The following is a 21,371-nucleotide window of genomic DNA, read 5'->3' as shown; positions in this document are numbered from 1 at the left end:
AGCAGATGGCATGCAAGCCGGCTCGCGAGCCGACCTGCAACCTGAGCTGCCCGCCTACATCGGCATCGACCCGACCCATGTGCGGCTGGTGCGGTCCGACGCCGACGCGCAGCAGGCGCTCGCGGCGCTTCTTGCGGCCGACGTCATCGGCTTCGACACCGAATCCAAGCCAACGTTCGCCAAGGGCGAAGTCTCGACCGGGCCGCACCTGGTGCAATTGGCGACCGACGAGTTCGCTTTTCTGTTCCAGACCGCCACGCCCGCTGGCAACGCCCTCGCCTTCACCGTGCTGGAACCCGTGCTGGCCTCCGGCAGCATCCTCAAGGTGGGTTTTGGCCTGGGTGACGACGTCAAGCGGCTGAAGTCCAAGTTCGGCATCGAGCTGCGCAACGTGCTCGATCTGTCGACGGCGCTGCGCCGGCGCGGTGAAAAGAATCCGCTGGGCGCCAGGAGTGCAGTGGAGCGCTTCTTTGGCCAGCGCCTGCAAAAATCCAAGCGCATCACGACGACCAACTGGTCGCTGCCGCACCTGTCCGACAAGCAGCTGCAATACGCGGCCGACGATGCGCATGCGGCGCTGCGGATCTACCGGCGCTGGAAGACCGAAACCCCCGCAGCGTAAATCCCGCTCGGCGTTCAAGATTCGCGCTATCATCGTCGGCGTCCATGCTGCCGGTGAATCCATGCCATCTCGACGCTTCCGTTGGCCCGCTGCTGCGCTCCTGTGCACAATAGCGCTCGTGGCCGACGCTGCGCCACAAGCCGTCCCCGACACGCTCACCCAGCGCCTGCTCGCCTGCGCCACCTGCCACGCGCGCGTCGATGCGCGCGGCAATCCTGTCAACGACAGTTTCTATCCGCGTATCGGCGGCAAGCCAGCCGGCTACCTGTATCACCAGCTGCGCAATTTTCAGGATGGCCGGCGCCACTATCCCGTGATGACTTACCTCACCGAGCACCTGCTAGACGCCTACCTGCGCGAAATCGCCGCGCACTTTGCGGCGCAGGCGCCGACCGTACTGCTGCCTTCGCCCATGAACCTGTCGCCCGCACAGCGTGACCGGGGCGGCCAGCTCGTGCACGAGGGTGACCAGACCCGCGGCATCCCGGCCTGCATCGCCTGCCACGGCGCGCGCCTGACCGGCGTGCAGCCCGCGATCCCGGGCCTGCTTGGCCTGCCACGCGACTACATCAACGCGCAGTTCGGCGCCTGGCGCAACGGCGTGCGGCGCGCCCATGCGCCCGATTGCATGGGTCAGGTCGCTGCACGCCTGTCGCCCGACGATGTCGCCGCCGTCTCGGGCTGGCTGGCAGCGCAGCCAATGCCGGCCGACCCAAAGCCCGCCGATGCCATCGCCCGGCCGCTGCCGATACTCTGCGGCAGCGCGCCATGATGAAGACCGTCCGCATTGCTTTACTGGCCGTGGTCGCCGCCGTCGGCATCGCGATCGCCCTGGCATGGCCGCGCGCCGAGTTCGTTCCAGCCAGCTCCCCTGCCGCCTGGGCGTCCACGCCCGCCAACATCGCACGCGGCGCCTACCTGGCACGCGCCGGCGACTGCATCGCCTGCCACACGGCGCGTGGTGGCGTGGCGTATGCGGGCGGGCGCGCGCTCGATACGCCGTTCGGGCGCTTTTACGGCCCGAACCTCACGCCCGACCGTGACACCGGCATCGGCGCCTGGAGCGCCGACGACTTCTGGAACGCGCTGCACAATGGCATCGCACCAAGCGGCCGCCTGCTGTATCCAGCCTTCCCGTACACGAACTACACCAAAGTGACTCGCGCGGATGCGGATGCGCTGTTTGCGTACTTTCGCAGCCTGCCGCCGCAGCGCCAGGCAAACCGGCCGCACGACATCCGCTTCCCGTACGACCAGCAGGCGTTGCTGGCCGGCTGGCGCCTGCTGTACTTCCGGCCTGCCGAATATGCCCCGCAACCGGCGCGCAGCGCCAGCTGGAACCGGGGCGCGTACCTGGTCGAAGGCCTGGGCCATTGCAGCGCCTGCCACAGCACCCGCAACAGCCTGGGCGCGGCAGATGGCGCGCTGGCTGGCGGCATGATCCCGACCCTCGGCTGGTACGCGCCGTCGCTGACGGCCAACCACGAAGCGGGCCTGGGTGACTGGCGCGACGCGGATATCGTGGCGTTGCTGGGTACCGGCATCTCGCCGCGTGGCGCGGCGACGGGCCCGATGGCCGAAGTGGTGGCGCGCAGCCTGCAGTACCTGACACCGGACGATCTGGGCGCGATGGCGGGCTACCTGAAGTCGCTCGCCGCCACGCCCGTGAGTGCGCAGCCCGCGCCGGCATTGCTGCCTGCCGCTGAACAGGTACTGGCCGAAGGGGGCCGGATCTACGGGGCGCAGTGCGCGGCATGTCATGGCGACGACGGCAAGGGACGCATGCCGGCCTACCCGCCACTGGCCGGCAACCGCGCCGTCTTGATGACGCCGGCCGTGAACGCGATCCGGATGACGGTCAACGGCGGATTCCCGCCCGGCACGCGCGGCAATCCACGGCCGTACGGGATGCCGCCGTTCGGGCATGAACTCGATGACGCGCAGGTCGCGGCGGTGCTGACCTGGATCCGGGCCAGCTGGGGCAATGCCGGCGCGCCGGTGACGGCGACCGAGGTCAATCGCTATCGGGCGGTGTCGCTGGACTGAGCCGTCAGGGACTCATACCATGTCGGCAAACGCCACCCGATCGGTGGTGGCGTTGCGCGCATCTTCCAGACGCACCTTGTGCGATGCCAGCAAGCCTTCGAGCGACGCATTCATCGTGTGGCAACCGGCATCGATGCCGCGATTCATGTGCGCGCGGATGCTGCCCAGGTCCCCTGCTTCGAGCATGCGCACGACGGCCGGACTCGGGGTCAGGCATTCGGTGGCCAGGTGGTAGCGGTTGCCCTCCACCGACGGTAGCAGCGCCTGGCACAGCACGCCGCGCAGCGCGTGCGCCAGCGCTTGCGCCTGGGCGTCCGTGTTGCCCAGCAGGCGCAGCATCTTTTGCAGGCCCAGCTCGGTCGAGCGCGCATGCAGCGACGCCAGCACCAACGGGCCGGATTCGGCCAGCGCCAGCGCTTCCTGCGCCGTCTGGGCGTCGCGAATCTCGCCGATGACGATCACGTCCGGCCGCTCGCGCAGCGCATCAAGAGCGCCCAGGTAATAGCTGTCGACGTCGCCGTCCTCGCCCACTTCGCGCTGCGTGATGATGCAGCGGCGCTGCGGGATCAGCGTTTCGACCGGGTCTTCGATGGTGATGATGTGGCCCGAGCGGTGGCGGTTGATCTCGTCGAGGATCGACGCGATCGTCGTCGACTTGCCCTGACACGTATCGCCGATGATCAGGACCAGGCCGCTGGTCAGGCTGGCGAATTCGCGCTCGTCGTCCCACAGGCCCAGGTCGGCCAGCGGGATCGGCTCTTTCGGAAAGCGCCGGATCACGCAGCCAATCCGCTTGCCGCCCTGGAAGCGGAAGCAGTTGGCGCGGATGCGCGCCGTGTGCAGGTCAATCGAGCGGTCGAACGCGCGCGAGGCGATGCGCTGCGGCCAGTTCGGCTCGATCACATCGAAGAATTCTTCCAGCTCTTCCTTCGTGATCGGCGAATCGGTCACCGCCACCAGGCCTTTTGGCTGGCGCAGCATCAAGGGGCTGTTCTGGTGGATGATGATGTCCGAAAACACCAGCTTCGAGTTCAGCAGATGCAGGATCTGCTGGACCAGCGTTTCGAATACCGGATGGTCTTCATTCTCGATATACGACAGGGTGGGAATCTGCGAGGACTGGTGATGTTCCATCTGGCCGATGCTGGTAAAAGATCAAGTGTCGACCATTATAGAACCTGAATATTGCAGAAAAGAAAAAAATCTTTAGCGTGACATACTAGCAACAATACGCTCACCGAACACCGTGATCGTTACCCCGACCACGACCACCAGCGCACCAGCAATGCGCACGCCGGACACCTTGCGCGTCGCCATATTGATCAGACCGAAATGGTCGATCGCCATCGAGCTGAGCAGTTGCCCGGCAATCACCAGCACGATCAGGCTGAGCAGCCCGATGCGCGGCGCCAGGAACACGGTCCCGAACACGAATGCTGCGCCGAGAAAGCCACCCAGGAACTTCCAGGCGGGCTGCGACGGCAACGCTGCCAGCGTCGCGCCCAGGCCGCCGACACCGCTCTTGGCCAGCGCCACCGCCAGCAGCACCGCCGTGCCGCAGCTGAACGACACCAGCGCCGCCATCACCGAATTGGCACCGATCGAATGGGCCAGCTGGCTGTTGATCGCCGCCTGCACCGACATGGCCATGCCCACACAGAAGGCCATCGCCAATAAAATCACGTTCATCGCACTACTCCGTAGCAAAAAGCGCACTATCTTAGTGCATCTTGCGTGGGCGTGCTGGATAGTCGGAGCGCGCGGCTTAATCCGCACAGTTGCATTTCACACCACGCCGCGCGCAGTCTGTCGCAAACGGCTCGGCAGCACGGGGCGGTCCTGCCAGGATGTGCACCATTCCCACCGCCTTTCAAGGAGCCCCACCATGTCGCGTCACGCCTATTCCATCCCTGCCCTGCGCGCCCTGATGCTCGCCTCCGCCCTCGCCTGCAGCGTGGCGCCCCCTGCGGCCATGGCCTGGCCGTTCGGCAGCGAACAGGTCGAAGGCAATGGCAACGTCACGCGCCAGGCGCGCAAGGTCGAGTCATTCAATGGCATCGCGCTGGGTCTGCCGGGCCGGCTGGAACTGCGTACTGGCAACGTCGGCAACGTCGACAGCGTCACTGTCGAGACCGATGACAATCTGCAGGCGCTGATCGAGACGCGCGTCGAAGACGGCATGCTGCGCATCCGTCCCGCCAAGCGCAACCTGAACCTGCGCACCCGCAACCTCAAGATTGTCGTGACGGCGCGCCAGATCGATCGTCTGTCGCTGGGCGGCTCGGGCACCATCGATGCGGATGTCCTGCGCGGCAAGCGCCTGGACCTGGACGTCGGCGGCTCGGGCAAGATCCAGATCGCGCGTCTCGAAGCAGACACGGTCTCCGCCAGCGTGGCCGGCAGCGGCGACCTGCGCGCCGATGGCGGCGCGGTACGCGAACTGTCGGTGTCGATCGGCGGTTCAGGCGATGTCGACCTGGGCAGGATCGCCGCCGATACGGCGCGCGTGAGCATCGCCGGATCCGGCGACGCGACGGTGTGGGCAAAGAATGATCTGCGCGCGAGCATTGCCGGGTCGGGCGATGTCGGCTATTACGGCGATCCGAAGGTGAGTCGCAGCGTGGCGGGTTCGGGAGAAGTGCGGCGCATCGGAAACGCGCCGCGCTGATGGGGCAAAAGCCGCTGCGCTCAGCGGCTCAGCAGAGCTCAGTGGCCGGCGTGGCCCGCGTGCGCACCGTGCGCATCCTGCGCCGCCGGCTTGCCGCTGTGCGTCAGCGGCATGACCGGCAGCGTCACTTTGACTTCCTGGCGCTTGGCGGCGGCGTCCTGCACCACCAGGGTCAGATCGACGTTCTCTCCCTCTTTCAGCTGGCGCTTCAGGTCCAGCAGCATCACGTGGTAGCCGCCCGACGCCAGCACGACCGGTTTGCCGGCCGGCAGATCGATGCCCTTCACCTGACGCATGCGCATCACCTGGCCCTCCATCGCCATCTCGTGGATTTCGGCGCGGCCGGCGACCGGCGTGCGCACTTCGAGCAGGCGCGCCGGTGTGGCCGATTGCAGCTGCATGAAGGCGCCCGTGCTTTTCTGGGCCGGCACGGTGGCGCGCACCCAGGGTTCGGTCACGGTGACCTGGGCCAGCGCGGAGACGGAAAACAGGCCCGCGGCAAGCGCGGCGATCAGGTGACGGGTCATGGCAATCCTTGGCTAGTTGAAGTCAGTGAAAAATACAATCTTACACTGCGCCGCGCAAGGCTTCACGCTCGACCAGCACGGTGTCGGTGCCGTCGGTCAGCCACACCTGGCCATCCTGGATCGTGCATTGCAGCGCCATCGAGCGCGACGCCATTTTCTCGAGCTGGGCGCTGATCTCGGCCGGGATGTTGATCACGCTGACGTTTTTCGCGCGCTCGATCTTGTTGGCAATGCCCTTGAACCAGATGCTGCTCGTCGCGCTGTAGCTGTAGACGATCACTTTCTCGGCGCGGCCGGCTGCTTTCAGCAGGCGCTTTTCGTCGGGCTGGCCCACTTCGATCCACAGGTCGATGGCGCCGGTGAGGTCCTTGAGCCACAGCGCCGGCTCGTCGACATCGAACAGGTCTTTCGTGAACGCCAGCGCCGGGTCGGCGTGCAGCGCGTAGGCCAGCACGCGGATCATCACGCGTTCATCGGTCTCGGACGGATGCCGGGCGATCGTCAGGCTGTGTTCCTGGTAATAGTTGCGGTCCATGTCGGCAATCGACAGGTCAGCCTTGTAGATGGTCGCTTTGATAGCCATTGGTGCGGTGCTTTGAACGGATTGATCGGTAGTGGAACCCGCTATTGTCGCATGCGCAGCGCGCGCCGGGCGACGGCGCGGTATAGACTTCCTGCCAGAGATCATCCAACCTAGCCAAGGAGACCCGCATGACCGACACCTTTCCACCCAATCAGCAATTCCTGCTCGCTGCACGCCCGGTCGGGCTGCCGCAGGCCCACGACTGGCAACTGCACGAACAGGCAGTGCCGGCGCCCGCTGAAGGCGAGATCGTGGTCAAGGTGCTTTACCTGTCGCTCGACCCGGCCATGCGTGGCTGGATGAACGAAGGCAAATCGTATATCCGGCCGGTCGCCATTGGCGAAGTCATGCGCGCCGGCGGACTGGGCGTCGTGGTGGCGTCGCGCTCGCCCCGCTTCGCCGTGGGCGACCATGTCGCCGGCGGCACCGGCGTACAGCGCTACTGGTCCGGCCCCGCCGATGACAAGAACGCCGGATTCGTCAAAATCGATCCCCGTATCGGTAACCTTACCGCATGGCTGAACCTGCTCGGCATGCCGGGCATGACGGCGTACTTCGGCCTGCGCGACGTGGGCCAGGCCAAAGCGGGCGACACGGTCGTGGTCTCGGGCGCGGCCGGCGCCGTCGGCATGACCGTGGGCCAGGTCGCCAAGCGCATGGGTTGCCGCGTGGTCGGCATTGCGGGCGGCACCGAGAAATGCCGCTTCGTCGTCGAGCAACTGGGTTTTGACGCCTGCATCGACTACAAGGCGGGCGGCCTGCACGCGGCGCTCAAGCAGCATTGTCCGCAGGGCGTGGACGTCTATTTCGACAATGTCGGCGGCGACATCCTCGACGCCGTCCTCACGCGCATCAACATGAAGGCGCGGATCGTGATCTGCGGGGCGATCTCGCAATACAACGCCACGGCGCCTGTCAAGGGACCGGCGAACTACCTGGCGTTGCTGGTGAACCGCGCGCGGATGGAAGGCATGGTGGTGTTCGACTACGCCCCGCGCTACCACGAGGCGGTGGCCGAACTGGGCGCGTGGCTGGCGGCTGGCGAGATCACCAGTCACGAGCACGTGGTCGACGGCTTCGAACAATTCCCGCAGGCGCTCCTGATGCTGTTTGAAGGGCGCAATCTGGGCAAGCTGGTACTCAAGGTGGCCGACGCCTAGTCGCACCGATACCGTCTCTGGCCACCCCTCGCGTGAAAACGGCGGAACTAACGCTCACCACGTTTCTCTAAACACGAGAGCGCATCCTGTGTGCGCTCGTGGCATCGGGCACGACCTCTTCCACTGACAGCCCACGGGCACAAGGAGATCGACATGGCGACGAGCAAAGAGAACGGCAGCAAAGAGACGGCGACCGGCAGTGCCCAGAAAAACGGGCAACCGGCCAAGCGGGGTTTCGCGGCGATGGACCAGAACCAGCAGCGTGAAATCGCCAGCAAGGGCGGCCAGGCGGCGCATCAAAAAGGGACGGCGCACGAATTCGATTCCGAAGAAGCGCGCCGCGCCGGCCAGAAAGGCGGCGAAGCCGTCAGTCGCAACCGCGCGCACATGGCCGACATCGGCCGCAAGGGTGGCGAAAGCCGACAGTCGGCGCAGCGCGCGGCGGCAGCGGCCATGGCCGACAAAGGCAATCGTCAGAGCAGCAAGGACACCTAGCCCTGGCAGCGTCGTTCCCTGCCGGTGCGGGGACGACGCTTTTATCTGGCGTCGCCCATATTGGTTACCTGGGCTGCTTGTGCGGGCCATGGTTAGCCGCCAGGCACGGCGCCACCCCCTGTGGTACATTGCCCGGCTTATGCATACCCTGAAATACCTGACCGCCTATCCCGAGCAACTGCGCACGCAGGTCAGCGGCCTGATCGCGCAAGACCGTCTTGGCGACACGCTGCGCCAGCGCTATCCGGCGCCGCACGGCATCCGCACCGACCGCGCCCTGTACGACTACGTCCAGGACCTGAAGGACGAGTACCTGCGCCAGGCTGCCCCGGTTTCGAAGGTCGCCTTCGACAGCAAGATCCAGGTGGTCCAGCATGCGCTCGGCCTGCACACGGCCATCTCGCGCGTCCAGGGCGGGCGCCTCAAGGCCAAGCATGAGATTCGCATCGCCAGCCTGTTTCGCGATGCGCCGCTGCCATTCCTGCGCATGATCGCCGTGCACGAACTGGCGCACCTGAAAGAAAAAGAACACGACAAGGCGTTTTACAAGCTGTGCTGCTGGATGGAACCTGCCTATCACCAGCTGGAATTCGATGTCCGTTTGTACCTGACCTGGCTCGATCTGGCGGGCGCGCGCTTGTGGAGTGCCGAACCAGCGCCACTTCCGCGTTGATGTTACCATTCGCAACTGTCGTTGCACATGCGCAACAAAATCCTTGCTATTCGTCTGTCCTGTTGAGCACTGCTCGACTTTGCGCGTACGCTTCGCTAGAGTCCTCGGATTCCAGTCCGGCGTTACCCGACACCGCACAGGCCCTTGGCGCCAACATCACATCACATGCTTTCGCACTATTTTCCCGGCACGCTATTGCCTGCCGCATTTGCCACTTGTGTGCTCGCCTGCACGCCGCTCCACGCACAGGCGCAGACACAAGGAGAAGCACAGGTCGCCGACCCGGCGCCTGACACGACCGCAGTCCCCACGTGGAAGCTGTCCGGCTTCGGCACGCTCGGCGTTGTCCGTTCGAACAACCGCGATGCCGATTTCACCTCGTCCATCCTGCGCGCCAGCGGCGCCGGCGTATCTGGCTCCTGGAGCCCCGACGTCGACAGCCGCCTTGGCGCCCAGCTCGACGTGGGCCAGGGCGCCTGGTCGGGCGTGCTGCAGGTAATCAGCGAGCAGCGTCTGAACGGCAACTACCATCCGCGCATCGAATGGGCCAATATCAAGTACCAGATGACGCCCGATCTTGCACTGCGCGTCGGCCGCATCGCACTGCCCGTCTTTCTCGGCGCTGAATCGCGCAAGGTCGGCTACACCATTCCGTGGGTGCGCACGCCGGTCGAAGTCTATGGCGCCCTGCCGATTTCAAGCAGCGACGGGGTCGACGCGACCTGGCGCTGGAACGCGGGCGCCGTGCGTCACGCAACGCAGGTGTTTTCGGGCAGCACCGACCAGGATCTGGGCTTCGGCCTGCAAATCGACGCCGAAAACATCCTGGGCCTGTCGCACAGCATGGACTACGGCCCCTTGACCGTGCGCCTGTCAGCGGCGCGCGCGCGCCTGAACACCGACATTGCCGCCGACCTGTTCGCCGGCCTGCGCATGTTCGGTCCGCAGGGCCAGATGCTCGCCGAGCGCTATGCCATCGTCGACAAGCGTGTGACGATGATCAGCGCGGGCGCCAGCTATGACCCGGGCGCCTGGTTCGTCACCGCCGAGACGGGACGCACCCGTACCGACTCCCTGCTCGGCGGCGGCACGTCGGTGTATGTCGGCGCCGGCTGGCGCCAGGGCGCTTTCACGCCCTACATCGGCTATGCGCAGATCCGCGCCGATGTGGCGACGTCCGACCCCGGCCTGTCACTGCAAGGCCTGCCCCCGCCGGTCGCCGCCGGCGCCGCCCAGATCAACGGCGCGCTGAACACGCTGCTGGCAACGATTCCGATCCAGACCACCTGGAGCACCGGCGTGCGCTGGGACGTCGCCACCAACGTCGCCCTCAAGCTGCAGTTCGAGAGCGTGCGACCACGCGGCGGTTCACGCGGCACCCTGATCAATTCCACGCCTGCGTTTCGTTCGGACCGCACGACTAACGTGACCAGCATTGCGCTGGACTTTGTCTTTTGACGCCGATGAAAACACGCCTCGGTAATTATTCCCGCCACCTGCTGGCCCTGTGCACGCTGTGCTTCGTCGCCACGAACGCGTCGGCCGAACTGGTCGTCATCGTCTCGAGCCGCAACCCGAACCCGGTGCTCAACGCCGAACAGGTCAGCGCCATCTTCCTCGGCCAGACGGGCCGCTTCCCGGATGGCGCGGCCGCCGTCGCCATCGACCAGGGGCTGGGCGCAGCGCAGCGCGACCTGTTCTATCGCCAGCTCACCGGCAAGACCCCGGCGCTGCTCAAGGCCCACTGGTCCAAGATGGTCTTTACCGGCCGCGGCCAGCCGCCGCGCGAAGCCGCGAGCGACGCCGCCGTGCGCCGCATGGTGGCTGATAACCCGTCGATGATCGGCTACATCGAGCGCGCTGCGCTCGACCCGTCCGTACGCCCGGTGCTGGTGCTGCAGTGAGCACGCCATGAACATGCTCGCGCGTCCCAGCGGGCCGTCGCTCGCCAGCGACGGCGAGCCGGCGGCAGGCGCGCAGCGCACGCGCGGCCTGCTCGCACGCTGGCTTGGTCTGGCGCTCGAAACACACATCTCGCTGCCGCTGTTCGCGCTGGCGCTGCTGGGCGCAATGTGGTTCGGCACGCTGCACGTGATCGACTCGGAGCGCCGCGCCGCTGTCGTGGCCACGCGCGACGCGACCCAGGAACTGCTCGACACCTATGAAGCGCAACTGGCGCGCAGCCTGAGCGCGATCGACCAGACCCTGCGCGTATTGAAGTACGCGGTCGAGCAGAATGGCCCGACCGGCGCCCTGCCCGCGCTCGAAGCCAAGGGCCTGCTGCCACCCGGCCTCGTGTTCCAGGTCGAGATCAGCGACGCCAGCGGACACATTGTCGCGAGCAATCCCGCGTCGAAGAAGCATGACCTGGCACGCACCGCGTGGTTCGAATTTCATCGCCAGACCCGCGACGACGTGCCGTTCGTCAGCCTGACCAGCCTGAGCGAAGCCTCAAGGGAACCGACCGTCCACTTTTCGCGCCGCATCAACGATGCGGCCGGGCGCTTCTCCGGCGTGGCCGTCGTCGCGCTCGACCCGGCCTATTTCACCAGCGGCTACGAGCGCTCGCGCCAGGGCGATCGCGGCCTGCTCGGCATGGCGGGCACCGACGGCGTGCTGCGCGCGCTGCGCGTGGGCGACACGGTGTCGTGGGGCCAGCGCTTCGTGCCGGGCGCACATGGCGGTGTGGCGGCCGGCACGACCGCGCGCGGCGCACCCGTGCTCGAGTCCGAGAGCCGCACCGTCGCCAGCCGGCCGATGAACAGCTTCCCGCTGGTCGCGGTGGCCGGCTTGTCCGAAGCCGAACAGATGGCCGATTTCTATCAGGGCCGGCGCGCCTGGCTGCTTGGCGCGGGCGCGGCCAGTGCGCTCTTGATTGCCGTCGTGATCCTGGTGAGCGCGTGGTCGTGGCAGCTGGCCAAGGCGCGCCGGCGCGAACGGCTGGCGCAGGAAACCTACGCCGCTGCATCCGAAGCCAGCCCCGACGCTTTCTTCGTGTTGCGCACCGTGTTCGGTCCGCGCGGCGAGGTGCGTGATTTCGTGGTCGCCACCACCAATAGCCGCGCCGAGCGCTTCACCAGCCTGACCAAGCAGCAGATGGCAGCCAAGCCGATCTCGGGCCTGCTGCCACCGTCGATCAGTCAATCCGTCTTCGACGACCTGTCGGCGGTGGCGCGCGACGGCATTGCGCGCGAAACGGAGTGGCAGGCGCAGACCCTGCCCCAGCCCGGTGTCTGGCTGCACCGCCAGGCGGTGGCGGTCGAGGATGGCGTCGTCGTGATCGTGCGCGACATCACCGAGCGCAAGATGGGCGAGCAGCGCATCCGCCATCTGGCGCACCACGACGACCTGACCGGCCTGCCCAACCGCAGCCTGCTGCGCGAGCGCCTGGGCCAGGCGATCGTCACTGCGGCCGAAGCGGGCCGCGCGGTTGGTCTCGCGTTCATCGACCTCGATGGCTTCAAGCTGGTCAACGACACGCTGGGCCACAACGCCGGCGACGAACTGCTCAAAGTGGTCGGCGCGCGCATGCATCGCTGCCTGCGGAGCGACGATACGCTGGCGCGCTTTGGCGGCGACGAATTCGTGATCCTGTTGCCGGACCTCGCGGGCGACCCGATGGCAATCGCGCCCCTGCTCGAGCGGGTGCGTGAAGCCGTGACCGAGCCGGTGCTGGTCGAGGGCCAGGAGGTCCAAGTGAGCTGCAGCGTCGGCGTGACGTTCTACCCGCGCGACGGCGCCAGCGCCAACGCCCTCATGATGCACGCCGACGTGGCCATGTACCGCGCCAAGGAACTGGGCAGCAACAACGTGCAGTACTACGTCAGCGAAATGAACGAGAGCGTCGACGAAAAGCTCGTGCTGCTCGAAGGCCTGCGCGCGGCGATCGACACCTGCGCCGAAGACTATCCGGGCCCCTGCCAGTTCCAGCTGCTGTACCAGCCGAAGATCGACCTGCGCACGAATTGCCTGTTCGGCGTCGAGGCGCTGATTCGCTGGCACCATCCCGAGCAGGGCCTGGTCTCGCCGCTGCGCTTCATCGGCCTGGCCGAGGAGAGTGGCCTGATCGTGCAGATCGGCGACTGGGTGCTGCGCACCGCCTGCGCCCAGGCCCAGGCCTGGCGCACGGCTGGCCTGCCCCCGGTCAGCGTGTCGGTGAATGTCTCGGCGCGCCAGTTCGAAGACAAGCGCCTCGTCGAACGCGTTGCCGAGGCGTTGCGCGCCAGCGGCCTGCCGGCCGACGGCCTCGAAGTCGAGGTCACCGAAAGCCTGATCATGCGCGACCTGGGCCGCTCGGTCGACAAGATGCGCGAGCTCGAAGCGATGGGCGTGGCGCTGTCGATCGACGACTTCGGCACGGGCTATTCGAGCCTGTCGGCGCTCAAGTCGTTCCCGATCAGCCGCCTCAAGATCGACAAGTCGTTCGTCGCCGACCTGGCCGACTCGCCCGACGACCAGGCAATCGCGATGGCCGTGATCTCGCTGGGCCACAAGCTCGACCTGCGCGTGATTGCCGAAGGCGTCGAGACCGAACAGCAGCGCGACTTCCTGCGCGCCAACGACTGCGACGAAATGCAGGGTTACCTGTTCAGCCGGCCGCTCCCGGCCAGCGACATCGCACGCCTGCTCGCAGGCAGCGCAGGAGACGCGCATGACCCCTGCGCCGAGTAGTACCGATAGCACCGATACCACCGCTGCGCCGGCCCATCCGGCGCTCATGCTGCGCCGCATGCGCAACTACTGGATCGCCACTGCCATGCTGTATGTGGCGACCATGGGCCTGCTGGCGGCGCAGGTCGGGGCCGGCTACACCCCGCGCGGCCCCGCGCTGGTGCTGAGCATCATCGCCGCATGCGGCACGCTCGCGTTCTACGCCCTGATCCATTTCAGCACGCGACTGAAGATCGCGCCCGACATGCTGGCCGCGCTGCAATCGCTGTTCGCGATCGGCTGCATCATCGCGGGCTATGCGATCGCTGGCCCGCTGCGCGCCTCACTCCTGAGCATGCTGGTGGTGGCCATCGCCTTCTGCACGTTCGCCATGCACCCGCGCCGCGCACTGCTGCTGGTTGGCGCCGCGCTGGCGGGCATGGCCGGCATCATGTGGTATTTGCAGGCAATCGATCCCATGGGCCATCCGCCCGCCGTCGAAGCGATGACCTTCGGCTACCTGGCCGCGGCATTGCTGGCGACCACGCTGCTGGCCAGCGAAATGACCAAGCTGCGCCGGCGCATGAAGGCCAGCAGGCAGGAGCTGCTGGCGGCCCTCGACACCATCCGTACGCTTGCTACCGTCGACGAATTGACGTCGCTGGCCAACCGCCGCCACATGAACGAGTTGCTGGGCGCCGAAGAACGGCGCTCGGCGTCCTCTGCCAGCTGCGTGGCGCTGCTCGACCTCGACCTGTTCAAGGAAGTGAACGACCAGTATGGGCACGCCGTGGGCGACGCCGTGCTGCGCGGCTTTGCCGGCGCGGCGCATGGCGCGCTGCGCGAGCACGACACGCTGGCGCGCTGGGGCGGGGAAGAATTTCTGCTGCTGCTGCCGGACGCCACACCGCAGGCGGCGCGCCAGGTACTGGAACGCATCGTCACGCGCGTGCACGCGCTGCAGATCGACGGCATGACGCCGGCGCGGCGGATCAGCTTTTCGGCCGGCCTGGCCGAACGGCGCGATGGCGAAGCGTTTACGGAAGCGATCAGCCGCGCCGACAAGGCGCTGTACCGGGCCAAGGCGGCAGGACGCGACCGGATCGAAGTCGCTTAGTTTTTCAGCGCTAGCCTTTCAACTCGTCGGCCGCCGCCGCTGGCAGGCTCGACTCCAGCACGACCGGCACCACCGCGCGCAGGCGCTGGATCAGCACGTCGGGATCGCTGTCGGCGATCATCAGGTCTTCGTGCTCGGGCCGCACGAATCCTTCGGCCACCTGGTGGCCCACGAAGGTACGCAGGCCATCGTAGAAACCGTTCACGTTCAAGAGGCCAATCGGCTTGGCGTGGATGCCCAGCTGGGCCCAGGTCACCATCTCGAACAGCTCTTCGAGCGTGCCCATCCCGCCCGGCATGGCGATGAAGCCTTCGGACAGGTCGGCCATCATTGCTTTTCGCTCGTGCATGTCCTTGACGACGAACAGGCGCGTGAGGCCCGCGTGGCCTACTTCGCGCTCGACCAGGGCGCGGGGGATGACGCCGGTGGCTTCGCCGCCCAGGCGCAGCACTTCATCGGCGATCACGCCCATCAGGCCGACCTTGCCGCCGCCGTAGACGAGGCTGATGTTGTGGTCGACCATGGCGCGCGCCAGCAGGCGCGCGGCATCGGCGTGGGCAGGGTTGACGCCACGTGCGGCGCCGCAGTAGACAGCAAGGGTTTTCATCGTGTGCATTTTCAAAGGAAGTCAGCGCCGGGCCTGGCGTCGGCCGACAGTTTTTTCAGATAGTCGTCAGACAGCTTCTCGAACAGGACGCGGGTTTCGCCATTCAGGTAGGGCCCGACCATCGACAGCACCTGGTAGCAGCCGCGCGCGAGCGCATCGGCAATGGCCTGCTGCTCGCTGTACTTGCGGGGGTTGCGCACGTATTCGAACGACAGCCAGTAAGTTGCCACGACCACCATATTGGTGGCCATGGCGCCGATCTGCTGATCGGACGCGTCGAGCGAGCCTTCGCTGCGCAAGTCTTCGCACAGCTGGCGCGCCACCTTGATCTTGTGCGCGTGAATCGCCTTGAAGTGCAGTTCGAGCTTGCGGTTACGCGACAGCAGATCGTTCAGGTCGCGGTAGAAGAAGCGGTAGCGCCAGATCAGCTTGAACATGTGGTGCAGGTACAGCCACACGTCTTCCATGTTCGAGCGGCGCCCGGCCGGCACCGTCAGGATGCGCTCGATCTCCGCCTCGAACTGGACGAAGATCGAATTGACGATGTCGTCCTTGTTGCGGAAATGGTAGTACAGATTGCCGGGCGAGATATTCATCTCCTCGGCAATGACGGTGGTCGTGATATTGGGCTCGCCGAACTCGTTGAACAGCCTGAGCGAGAGCTCGAGGATGCGTTCACGGGTCCGGCGCGGTGCTTTTTGTTGCATGTAGGCCGCTGTTCGTGTTTGTTCCCGCAAGGATATCATCGAACGGTCGTTCTATCGAGCCATCTGCCGGATGACTGGCCGGGGATTCATGTTATCCGGTCCTGCGCGCACTCTGCAGGCGGAACGCTTCGTCGAGCTGCTCGCGCAGCGCCCGCGCGCCAAGCGGCTTGATGTAATGGCCATCGGCCACGCCGCTCTTGATGGCTGCTTCGATGTCGGTCAGGTCGGGCTGGCCCGACAGCATCAGGCGCACCGTCTTCGGATAGCGCACTGCCGCCTCGGCCAGTACCTCGGTACCGCGCATGCCGGGCATGGCCTGGTCGCACAGGATCACCTCAACCGGCTCATGCGACAGCACCTGGAGCGCTTCTTCGCCCGAGCAGGCGCTGAGCACCCGGTACGGCTGGCCGATCAGCATGTCGTTGAGCACCCCGAGCATGAAGCGGTCGTCGTCGACCAGCAGCAGCGTGCGTGCATCTGCGGCCGGCGTGGTGGCGGCCTCGGTTGACGCGGTTGCCGACGTTGACTGGATTTGAGCCGGGGCCGGCGGCGTCGCGATTGCCGGCGCCGGCGCAGACGCTGGCGTAGGGGTCAGAAAGGCTTCGAGCTCCGCGACGAAGCTTTCGGGCTCGATCGGCTTGCTGATATAACCATCGAAGCCGGCGGCCAGCACTTTTTCACGGTCGCCTGTCATTGCCAGCGCGGTCACGGCCAGGATGGGCACGCCGGCCAGCGCCGGGTCGCCCTTGAGCTCGGCGAGCACGGCAAAACCGTCCATCCCGGGCAGATTTACGTCGCAGGCGATCAGGTCGGGACGCTCGCTGCGCGCAGCGGCCACGCCGCGGGGGCCATCGGCCGCGCTGAGTGGCGCGTGGCCATAGGCGCTGAGCAGGAACGACATCAGTTCGATGTTCGCCGGGTTGTCTTCGATGATCAGGATGCGCGCCACTGGGTGCTCCAAAGGATGCGTTATTGACATCACTGTACCACGCTGGGGCGCGGGGCGGATTCACGCAAAACGGGGGGTGCCGGACTGTCTGTCGGCACGCGTCCGATCTCGTCCATGACGATCGCCAGCACGCGCCGGTTGCGACCCAGCGCGACGTGGCCGACGCCGCCGATGTCGATGTTGCGCGCACCCTCCAGGTGCCCCGATGTCTGCGGCGCCACGATATTGTCGTGATGCGTGTAAATCGACGTGATGCACGCGCGCGTGGCAGCATCTTCGTGCGCCGCGAGCTCGCTCAGCCACGCGCAGGCGGGTCCGTCGGTACCCGCCCGCCGCATCTGCGCGGCGTTGATGCCGATGCCGAACGCGGCAAGGCATGTACCGTGATGCGGCGTGCCGAGGGTGATGACGCGCGCCGCCTGCGCACTGCCATGCCGGCGCAGCCAGGCGCGCGCGGCCAGGCCACCCATGCTATGGCCGACGAGGATGACCTGCTGCGCACCGGCCGCGCGCCGCAACCGTGTTGCGCCCTCTTCGATCGCATCGGCAAAGCCGTCGATGTCGCCGGTGAGCGGTTCCAGGTCGAGCGTGGCGTGGCTGATGCCGGCGGCGTCGAGCCGCGCCGCCAGATGCGCCCAATAACCGCTGTTGCAACCGTAACCGTGCAGCAGCAGGACGGGCGGCGTGCTGCTGCCGGGATGGATGCGCGTGCGGGGCCGCGCGCGCGGCATGTGCCAGGAACTGGCCAGCATGCTGGCGCCAAATTCTTCGCCAAACATCCGCAACGCGGCAGCAACCCCGATCCGGTATTCGGGCGGCGTCGGGCTGGCAGCGCGCCGGCTCATCACAAAATTGTTCGCGTTGATCGCCAGGCGCACGAGGATCACGCTCCCCAGGCCGATGGTGGCGGCTTGCCACGGCCCGGCGCCGGCCCGGGCGGCGGCCGCGCCGATGGCGCAGGCGACCAGCACCTGCACGAGCAGGACGAGGCGCAGCAGCTGGCGCGAACTCATGCCGGCACCTTGGCTGAACGGCTGGCGCGGTATGAGCGCGGAGCGATGCGATCGGTATCCATGACGCGAGTATAGGCTGGCTGCGGCGACATCAGCGGGGTGGCGCGTCCTTCAGAATCGCGCGGGCGATGCCGCGCAGGATGTTGACCTCTTCGAGTTCCAGGCCACCGCGCGCGAACATGCGCTTGATGCGCGGCATGAGCTTTTTCGGGTTGTCGGCATTCAGGAAACCGATGGCGACCAGTGCCTGCTCGAGGTGCGCGTACATGCCGTCGATCTGGGTCACGCTGGCGGCGTCGCCCTGGAAACCGACGCCACGGGTAGCGGGCGCGCCGCTGACAGAGGCGATGCGCGCCTCGTAGGCCAGCACCTGGGCCGCCTGCGACAGGTTCAACGATGAATAGTCGGGATTGGCCGGGATGTTGATCAGCACATTGCACCGCTCGACAATGTCGTTCGGCAGCCCCACGCGCTCGTTGCCGAACACGATGGCGGCGCGCAGGTCGGGCGTGGCGCCGGCATGTTCGGCGAACGCGCGCGGGGTCCAGACAGGGGGCGAGAATTCGCGCAATCTGGCCGAGACGGCGGCGGCGAAGTTGCAGCCGTCGAGCGCAGCACCGATATCGGGTACGACCCGTGCGTTGTTCAGCACATCCCCCGCGCCACTGGCAAAGGCGACGGCTTCGGGATCGTTGACGAAATCGGCGCACTTCGGCGTGACCAGCACCAGATCGGTAAAGCCCATCGTTTTCATCGCACGCGCGACCGAGCCGATGTTGCCGGCACGGCTCGTTTCGACGAGGACGAAACGCAAACGGCTAAACAGCGGCAGCGGGCTGAAAGAAGAAGTGTCGGTTTGGGTCGGGTTCATTTACAATAGCGACCATCGCGTGGTGCGGACGGTTTTACGGTAGCGGGGGCAAGCCCCGGATTGTAACGGGTTCCGGCGCCACCCTGCTCTTTAATCACTCTTCAATAGCTGATCGTTCACGGCGCCCCATCGGTGCGTGAGTGGGCGTTCGCGTTCTTACGGAAAAGCCTCCATGCACCCAATGCTCAACACGGCCATCAAGGCCGCCCGCCGCGCCGCCACCGTCATCAACCGTGCGTCCTTCGACATCGACCGCATCGTCGTTTCGGAAAAGCAACACAACGATTTCGTCACCGACGTCGACCAGGCGGCGGAGCATGAAATCGTCGAAACGCTGCTCAAGGCGTATCCGGGCCATGCCATCCTGGCCGAGGAAAGCGGTGCATCAGCCAATCTGAACGACGAGAGTGAAAACGTGTGGATCATCGACCCGATCGATGGCACCACCAACTTCCTGCACGGCTATCCCAACTATTGCATCTCGATCGCGCTCAAGCAGCGCGGCGTGATCACGAACGGCCTGGTCTACGACCCGGTCCGCAACGACCTGTTCACCGCCACCAAGGGCGGCGGCGCCTACCTGAACGACAAGCGTATCCGCGTACGCAGCACCGAGCGGATCGGCCGCGCCCTGCTGTCGTCGGGCCATGGTCCTGATCCACGCGCCCTGGCCGAATACCTGCGCATGTACGAAGTCGTCGCCTCGCGCAGCCATGGCGTGCGCAGCGGCGGTTCGGCAGCGCTGGAACTGGCCAACGTGGCCGCTGGCCGCATCGACGGCTTCTTTGAAAAGAACCTGAAGATCTGGGACATCGCCGCCGGCGCCCTTCTGGTGACCGAAGCTGGCGGCATCGTCGGCGAGTTCAGCGGCGAATCGGATTACCTGAACAAGGGTGACGTGATCGCCGCCGGTCCGAAGGTTTTCGGCGCGCTTGTCCCGCTGTTGTCGCCTTTCGCGTAAAATACACGTTGTAACAGTCAGGCCACTCGCAGGCAGTGCTTGCCAGTGGCCTGTGCTTTTGTACAAAACGTTACAGAGTTCTGCGTCAAATACTTTCTACAGTGAAATACACTTCACTATAATCCCTGCTAGCCGCCTGTGCGGCAGCGTCCGGGCGCCCGCTAGCTTGCGCGCCTGCATCGATCAATCCGATTCCAGGACTGCCGCCATGCATGGCGACGGGCCGCTTTTTTACTGAAAAAATCTATGTCATTTTCTTCACTTGGTCTCTCTGACGCGATCGTGCGCGCGGTAACCGAACAAGGCTATACCGCCCCGACCCCGATCCAGAGCCAGGCCATTCCAACCGTTTTGAACGGCGGCGACCTGCTCGCCGGCGCCCAGACCGGTACCGGCAAGACGGCTGGCTTCACGCTGCCGATCCTGCATCGCCTGTCGAACGACACGATCGGCGCAGCGCAGAAAAACAAGACCTCGCCACGCGTGATCCGCGCGCTGGTGCTGACCCCGACCCGCGAACTCGCGGCCCAGGTCGAGGAAAGCGTGCGCCTGTATGGCACGTACACGAACCTGAATTCGGCCGTGATCTTTGGCGGCGTCGGCATCAATCCACAGATCAAGCTGCTCAAGCATGGCGTCGACATCCTCGTCGCCACGCCGGGCCGTCTACTGGACCACGCTGGCCAGGGTACGGTCGACCTGTCGAAAGTCGAAATCCTGATCCTGGACGAAGCCGACCGCATGCTGGACATGGGCTTCATCCACGACATCCGCAAAGTGCTGGCACTGCTGCCGGCCAAGCGCCAGAACCTGCTGTTCTCGGCCACGTTCTCGGAAGAGATCAAGACGCTCGCCGATCGCCTGCTGAACAACCCGCAGATGATCGAAGTGGCGCGCCGCAACTCGACCGTGGAAGTCATCGCACAGAAGATCCACCCGGTCGACCGCGACAAGAAGCACCCGCTGCTGTCGCACCTGATCAAGACGAATAACTGGACGCAGGTGCTGGTGTTTACGCGCACCAAGCACGGCGCCAACAAGCTGGTCGAGCAACTGGGCAAGGACAGCATCGGCGCGATGGCGATCCACGGCAACAAGAGCCAGTCGGCACGCACCAAGGCGCTGGCCGAGTTCAAGGACGGCAGCCTGCAAGTGCTGGTCGCCACCGACATCGCTGCGCGCGGCATCGACATCGACCAGTTGCCACACGTGGTGAACTACGACCTGCCGAACATCCCGGAAGACTACGTCCACCGCATAGGACGTACGGGCCGTGCCGGCGCGACGGGTGAAGCGGTGTCGCTGGTCTGCGTTGACGAACACCAGATGTTGAAAGACATCGAAAAGCTGATCAAGCAAACCCTGCCACGTGAAGTCATCGAAGGCTTCGAGCCCGACATGAACGCCAAGCCACAACCAATCCAGCTGCGCAGCGGCGCCCCAGGCCACACCGGCCGCGGCGGTCGTCCGGGCGGCGGCAATGGCGGTGGCCGTGGTAACGGCGGCGGCGGCGGTGGCAACAAGCCCCGCACCCCAGGTGGCGCCCCCGCAGCTGCAAAACGCAGCGGCCCACGCCCCGCCTCCGCAGTGCGCCGCGACCGCTAACCCAATCAGGGTCAGAGTCGAATTATCGAGAAACTTTGTCACACCACTCGCTGATTCGATGTCACCTGAAGGTTAATATCGCCAAAGCTCTTACCCAACAATGAGGGTCAGAGTCGA

The 21,371-nt window shown here is 65.9% G+C and carries 22 protein-coding genes; 13 read left to right on the top strand and 9 right to left on the bottom strand.

Translation table 11 applies throughout. The features are described 5' to 3' along the window. Window positions 1–10: 10 nt before the first annotated feature. From AC1MGT_RS19745 to AC1MGT_RS19735, 3 genes are all read left to right on the top strand, one after another. Window positions 11–622, top strand: a complete 612-nt coding sequence (locus tag AC1MGT_RS19745) for a 3'-5' exonuclease (RefSeq protein ID WP_499501685.1) — start codon at window positions 11–13, stop codon at window positions 620–622. Window positions 623–683: 61 nt separating this feature from the next. Further along, window positions 684–1,394 (top strand): c-type cytochrome, encoded by a 711-nt coding sequence (locus tag AC1MGT_RS19740; protein WP_499501683.1) that lies wholly within the window; start codon window positions 684–686, stop codon window positions 1,392–1,394. Continuing rightward, a complete protein-coding gene (locus AC1MGT_RS19735) occupies window positions 1,394–2,668 on the top strand; it encodes a cytochrome c (RefSeq protein ID WP_499504330.1) in 1,275 nt (424 codons plus the stop codon). Before AC1MGT_RS19740 ends, AC1MGT_RS19735 begins: the two co-directional genes overlap by 1 nt. Window positions 2,669–2,680: 12 nt before the next feature. On the opposite strand, the gene AC1MGT_RS19730 is transcribed toward AC1MGT_RS19735, so the two are convergent. Together AC1MGT_RS19730 and AC1MGT_RS19725 are read right to left on the bottom strand one after the other, a co-directional pair. After that, a complete protein-coding gene (locus tag AC1MGT_RS19730) occupies window positions 2,681–3,802 on the bottom strand; it encodes a type IV pilus twitching motility protein PilT (protein ID WP_332529922.1) in 1,122 nt (373 codons plus the stop codon). A 72-nt stretch (window positions 3,803–3,874) separates the two neighbouring features. Then, window positions 3,875–4,357 (bottom strand): DMT family transporter, encoded by a 483-nt coding sequence (locus AC1MGT_RS19725; RefSeq protein ID WP_499501682.1) that lies wholly within the window; start codon window positions 4,355–4,357, stop codon window positions 3,875–3,877. 196 nt (window positions 4,358–4,553) lie between these two features. On the opposite strand from AC1MGT_RS19725, the gene AC1MGT_RS19720 reads away from it, so the two are divergent. Next, complete coding sequence (locus AC1MGT_RS19720) at window positions 4,554–5,336, top strand: head GIN domain-containing protein (RefSeq protein ID WP_499501680.1); 783 nt, start codon at window positions 4,554–4,556, stop codon at window positions 5,334–5,336. 38 nt (window positions 5,337–5,374) lie between these two features. On the opposite strand, the gene AC1MGT_RS19715 is transcribed toward AC1MGT_RS19720, so the two are convergent. Continuing rightward, window positions 5,375–5,863: a copper chaperone PCu(A)C gene (locus AC1MGT_RS19715; protein WP_332529919.1), complete on the bottom strand. Its 489-nt coding sequence runs from the start codon at window positions 5,861–5,863 to the stop codon at window positions 5,375–5,377. A 40-nt stretch (window positions 5,864–5,903) separates the two neighbouring features. Continuing rightward, window positions 5,904–6,446 carry a YaeQ family protein gene (locus tag AC1MGT_RS19710; protein WP_258837476.1) on the bottom strand — a complete coding sequence of 181 codons (543 nt, stop codon included), beginning with the start codon at window positions 6,444–6,446 and terminating at the stop codon, window positions 5,904–5,906. Between the two features lie 128 nt (window positions 6,447–6,574). Between AC1MGT_RS19710 and AC1MGT_RS19705 the strand changes: the two genes are divergently transcribed. The 7 genes from AC1MGT_RS19705 (at window position 6,575) to AC1MGT_RS19675 (ending at window position 14,541) form a co-directional block, all read left to right on the top strand. After that, complete coding sequence (locus AC1MGT_RS19705) at window positions 6,575–7,606, top strand: NADP-dependent oxidoreductase (protein ID WP_499501679.1); 1,032 nt, start codon at window positions 6,575–6,577, stop codon at window positions 7,604–7,606. Between the two features lie 153 nt (window positions 7,607–7,759). Beyond that, on the top strand, window positions 7,760–8,101 hold the full coding sequence (locus tag AC1MGT_RS19700; protein WP_499501678.1) for a KGG domain-containing protein: 342 nt from the start codon (window positions 7,760–7,762) through the stop codon (window positions 8,099–8,101). Between the two features lie 139 nt (window positions 8,102–8,240). After that, on the top strand, window positions 8,241–8,774 hold the full coding sequence (locus AC1MGT_RS19695; RefSeq protein WP_499501676.1) for a YgjP-like metallopeptidase domain-containing protein: 534 nt from the start codon (window positions 8,241–8,243) through the stop codon (window positions 8,772–8,774). A gap of 165 nt (window positions 8,775–8,939) precedes the next feature. Further along, window positions 8,940–10,232 (top strand): hypothetical protein, encoded by a 1,293-nt coding sequence (locus AC1MGT_RS19690; protein ID WP_499501675.1) that lies wholly within the window; start codon window positions 8,940–8,942, stop codon window positions 10,230–10,232. 5 nt (window positions 10,233–10,237) lie between these two features. Next, the gene (locus AC1MGT_RS19685; RefSeq protein WP_499501674.1) at window positions 10,238–10,678 is read left to right on the top strand and encodes a phosphate ABC transporter substrate-binding protein; all 441 of its coding nucleotides are present in this window, start codon (window positions 10,238–10,240) and stop codon (window positions 10,676–10,678) included. A gap of 7 nt (window positions 10,679–10,685) precedes the next feature. Then, on the top strand, window positions 10,686–13,445 hold the full coding sequence (locus AC1MGT_RS19680) for a bifunctional diguanylate cyclase/phosphodiesterase (RefSeq protein ID WP_499501673.1): 2,760 nt from the start codon (window positions 10,686–10,688) through the stop codon (window positions 13,443–13,445). Continuing rightward, a complete protein-coding gene (locus tag AC1MGT_RS19675; protein ID WP_499501672.1) occupies window positions 13,426–14,541 on the top strand; it encodes a diguanylate cyclase domain-containing protein in 1,116 nt (371 codons plus the stop codon). The genes AC1MGT_RS19680 and AC1MGT_RS19675 overlap by 20 nt, the downstream gene beginning before the upstream one ends. 10 nt (window positions 14,542–14,551) lie before the next feature. On the opposite strand, the gene AC1MGT_RS19670 is transcribed toward AC1MGT_RS19675, so the two are convergent. The 5 genes from AC1MGT_RS19670 to AC1MGT_RS19650 form a co-directional block, all read right to left on the bottom strand. Continuing rightward, a complete protein-coding gene (locus tag AC1MGT_RS19670; RefSeq protein WP_332529910.1) occupies window positions 14,552–15,148 on the bottom strand; it encodes an LOG family protein in 597 nt (198 codons plus the stop codon). A gap of 11 nt (window positions 15,149–15,159) precedes the next feature. Then, complete coding sequence (locus AC1MGT_RS19665) at window positions 15,160–15,855, bottom strand: TetR/AcrR family transcriptional regulator (protein WP_183550752.1); 696 nt, start codon at window positions 15,853–15,855, stop codon at window positions 15,160–15,162. Between the two features lie 91 nt (window positions 15,856–15,946). Further along, window positions 15,947–16,804: a response regulator gene (locus tag AC1MGT_RS19660; RefSeq protein WP_499501671.1), complete on the bottom strand. Its 858-nt coding sequence runs from the start codon at window positions 16,802–16,804 to the stop codon at window positions 15,947–15,949. Window positions 16,805–16,833: 29 nt separating this feature from the next. Beyond that, complete coding sequence (locus AC1MGT_RS19655) at window positions 16,834–17,817, bottom strand: alpha/beta hydrolase (protein ID WP_499501670.1); 984 nt, start codon at window positions 17,815–17,817, stop codon at window positions 16,834–16,836. 91 nt (window positions 17,818–17,908) lie between these two features. Next, window positions 17,909–18,688, bottom strand: a complete 780-nt coding sequence (locus AC1MGT_RS19650; protein WP_499501669.1) for an RNA methyltransferase — start codon at window positions 18,686–18,688, stop codon at window positions 17,909–17,911. 181 nt (window positions 18,689–18,869) lie between these two features. Between AC1MGT_RS19650 and AC1MGT_RS19645 the strand changes: the two genes are divergently transcribed. Next, a complete protein-coding gene (locus tag AC1MGT_RS19645) occupies window positions 18,870–19,649 on the top strand; it encodes an inositol monophosphatase family protein (protein ID WP_183553544.1) in 780 nt (259 codons plus the stop codon). A gap of 246 nt (window positions 19,650–19,895) precedes the next feature. Beyond that, window positions 19,896–21,254 carry a DEAD/DEAH box helicase gene (locus tag AC1MGT_RS19640; protein WP_499501668.1) on the top strand — a complete coding sequence of 453 codons (1,359 nt, stop codon included), beginning with the start codon at window positions 19,896–19,898 and terminating at the stop codon, window positions 21,252–21,254. Window positions 21,255–21,371: the final 117 nt, after the last annotated feature.

The sequence above is a fragment of the Telluria sp. BA11 genome, from assembly GCF_056680305.1.
The sequence above is the reverse complement of the archived record's forward strand: the minus strand, read 5'-3'. Positions and strand labels throughout refer to the sequence as shown.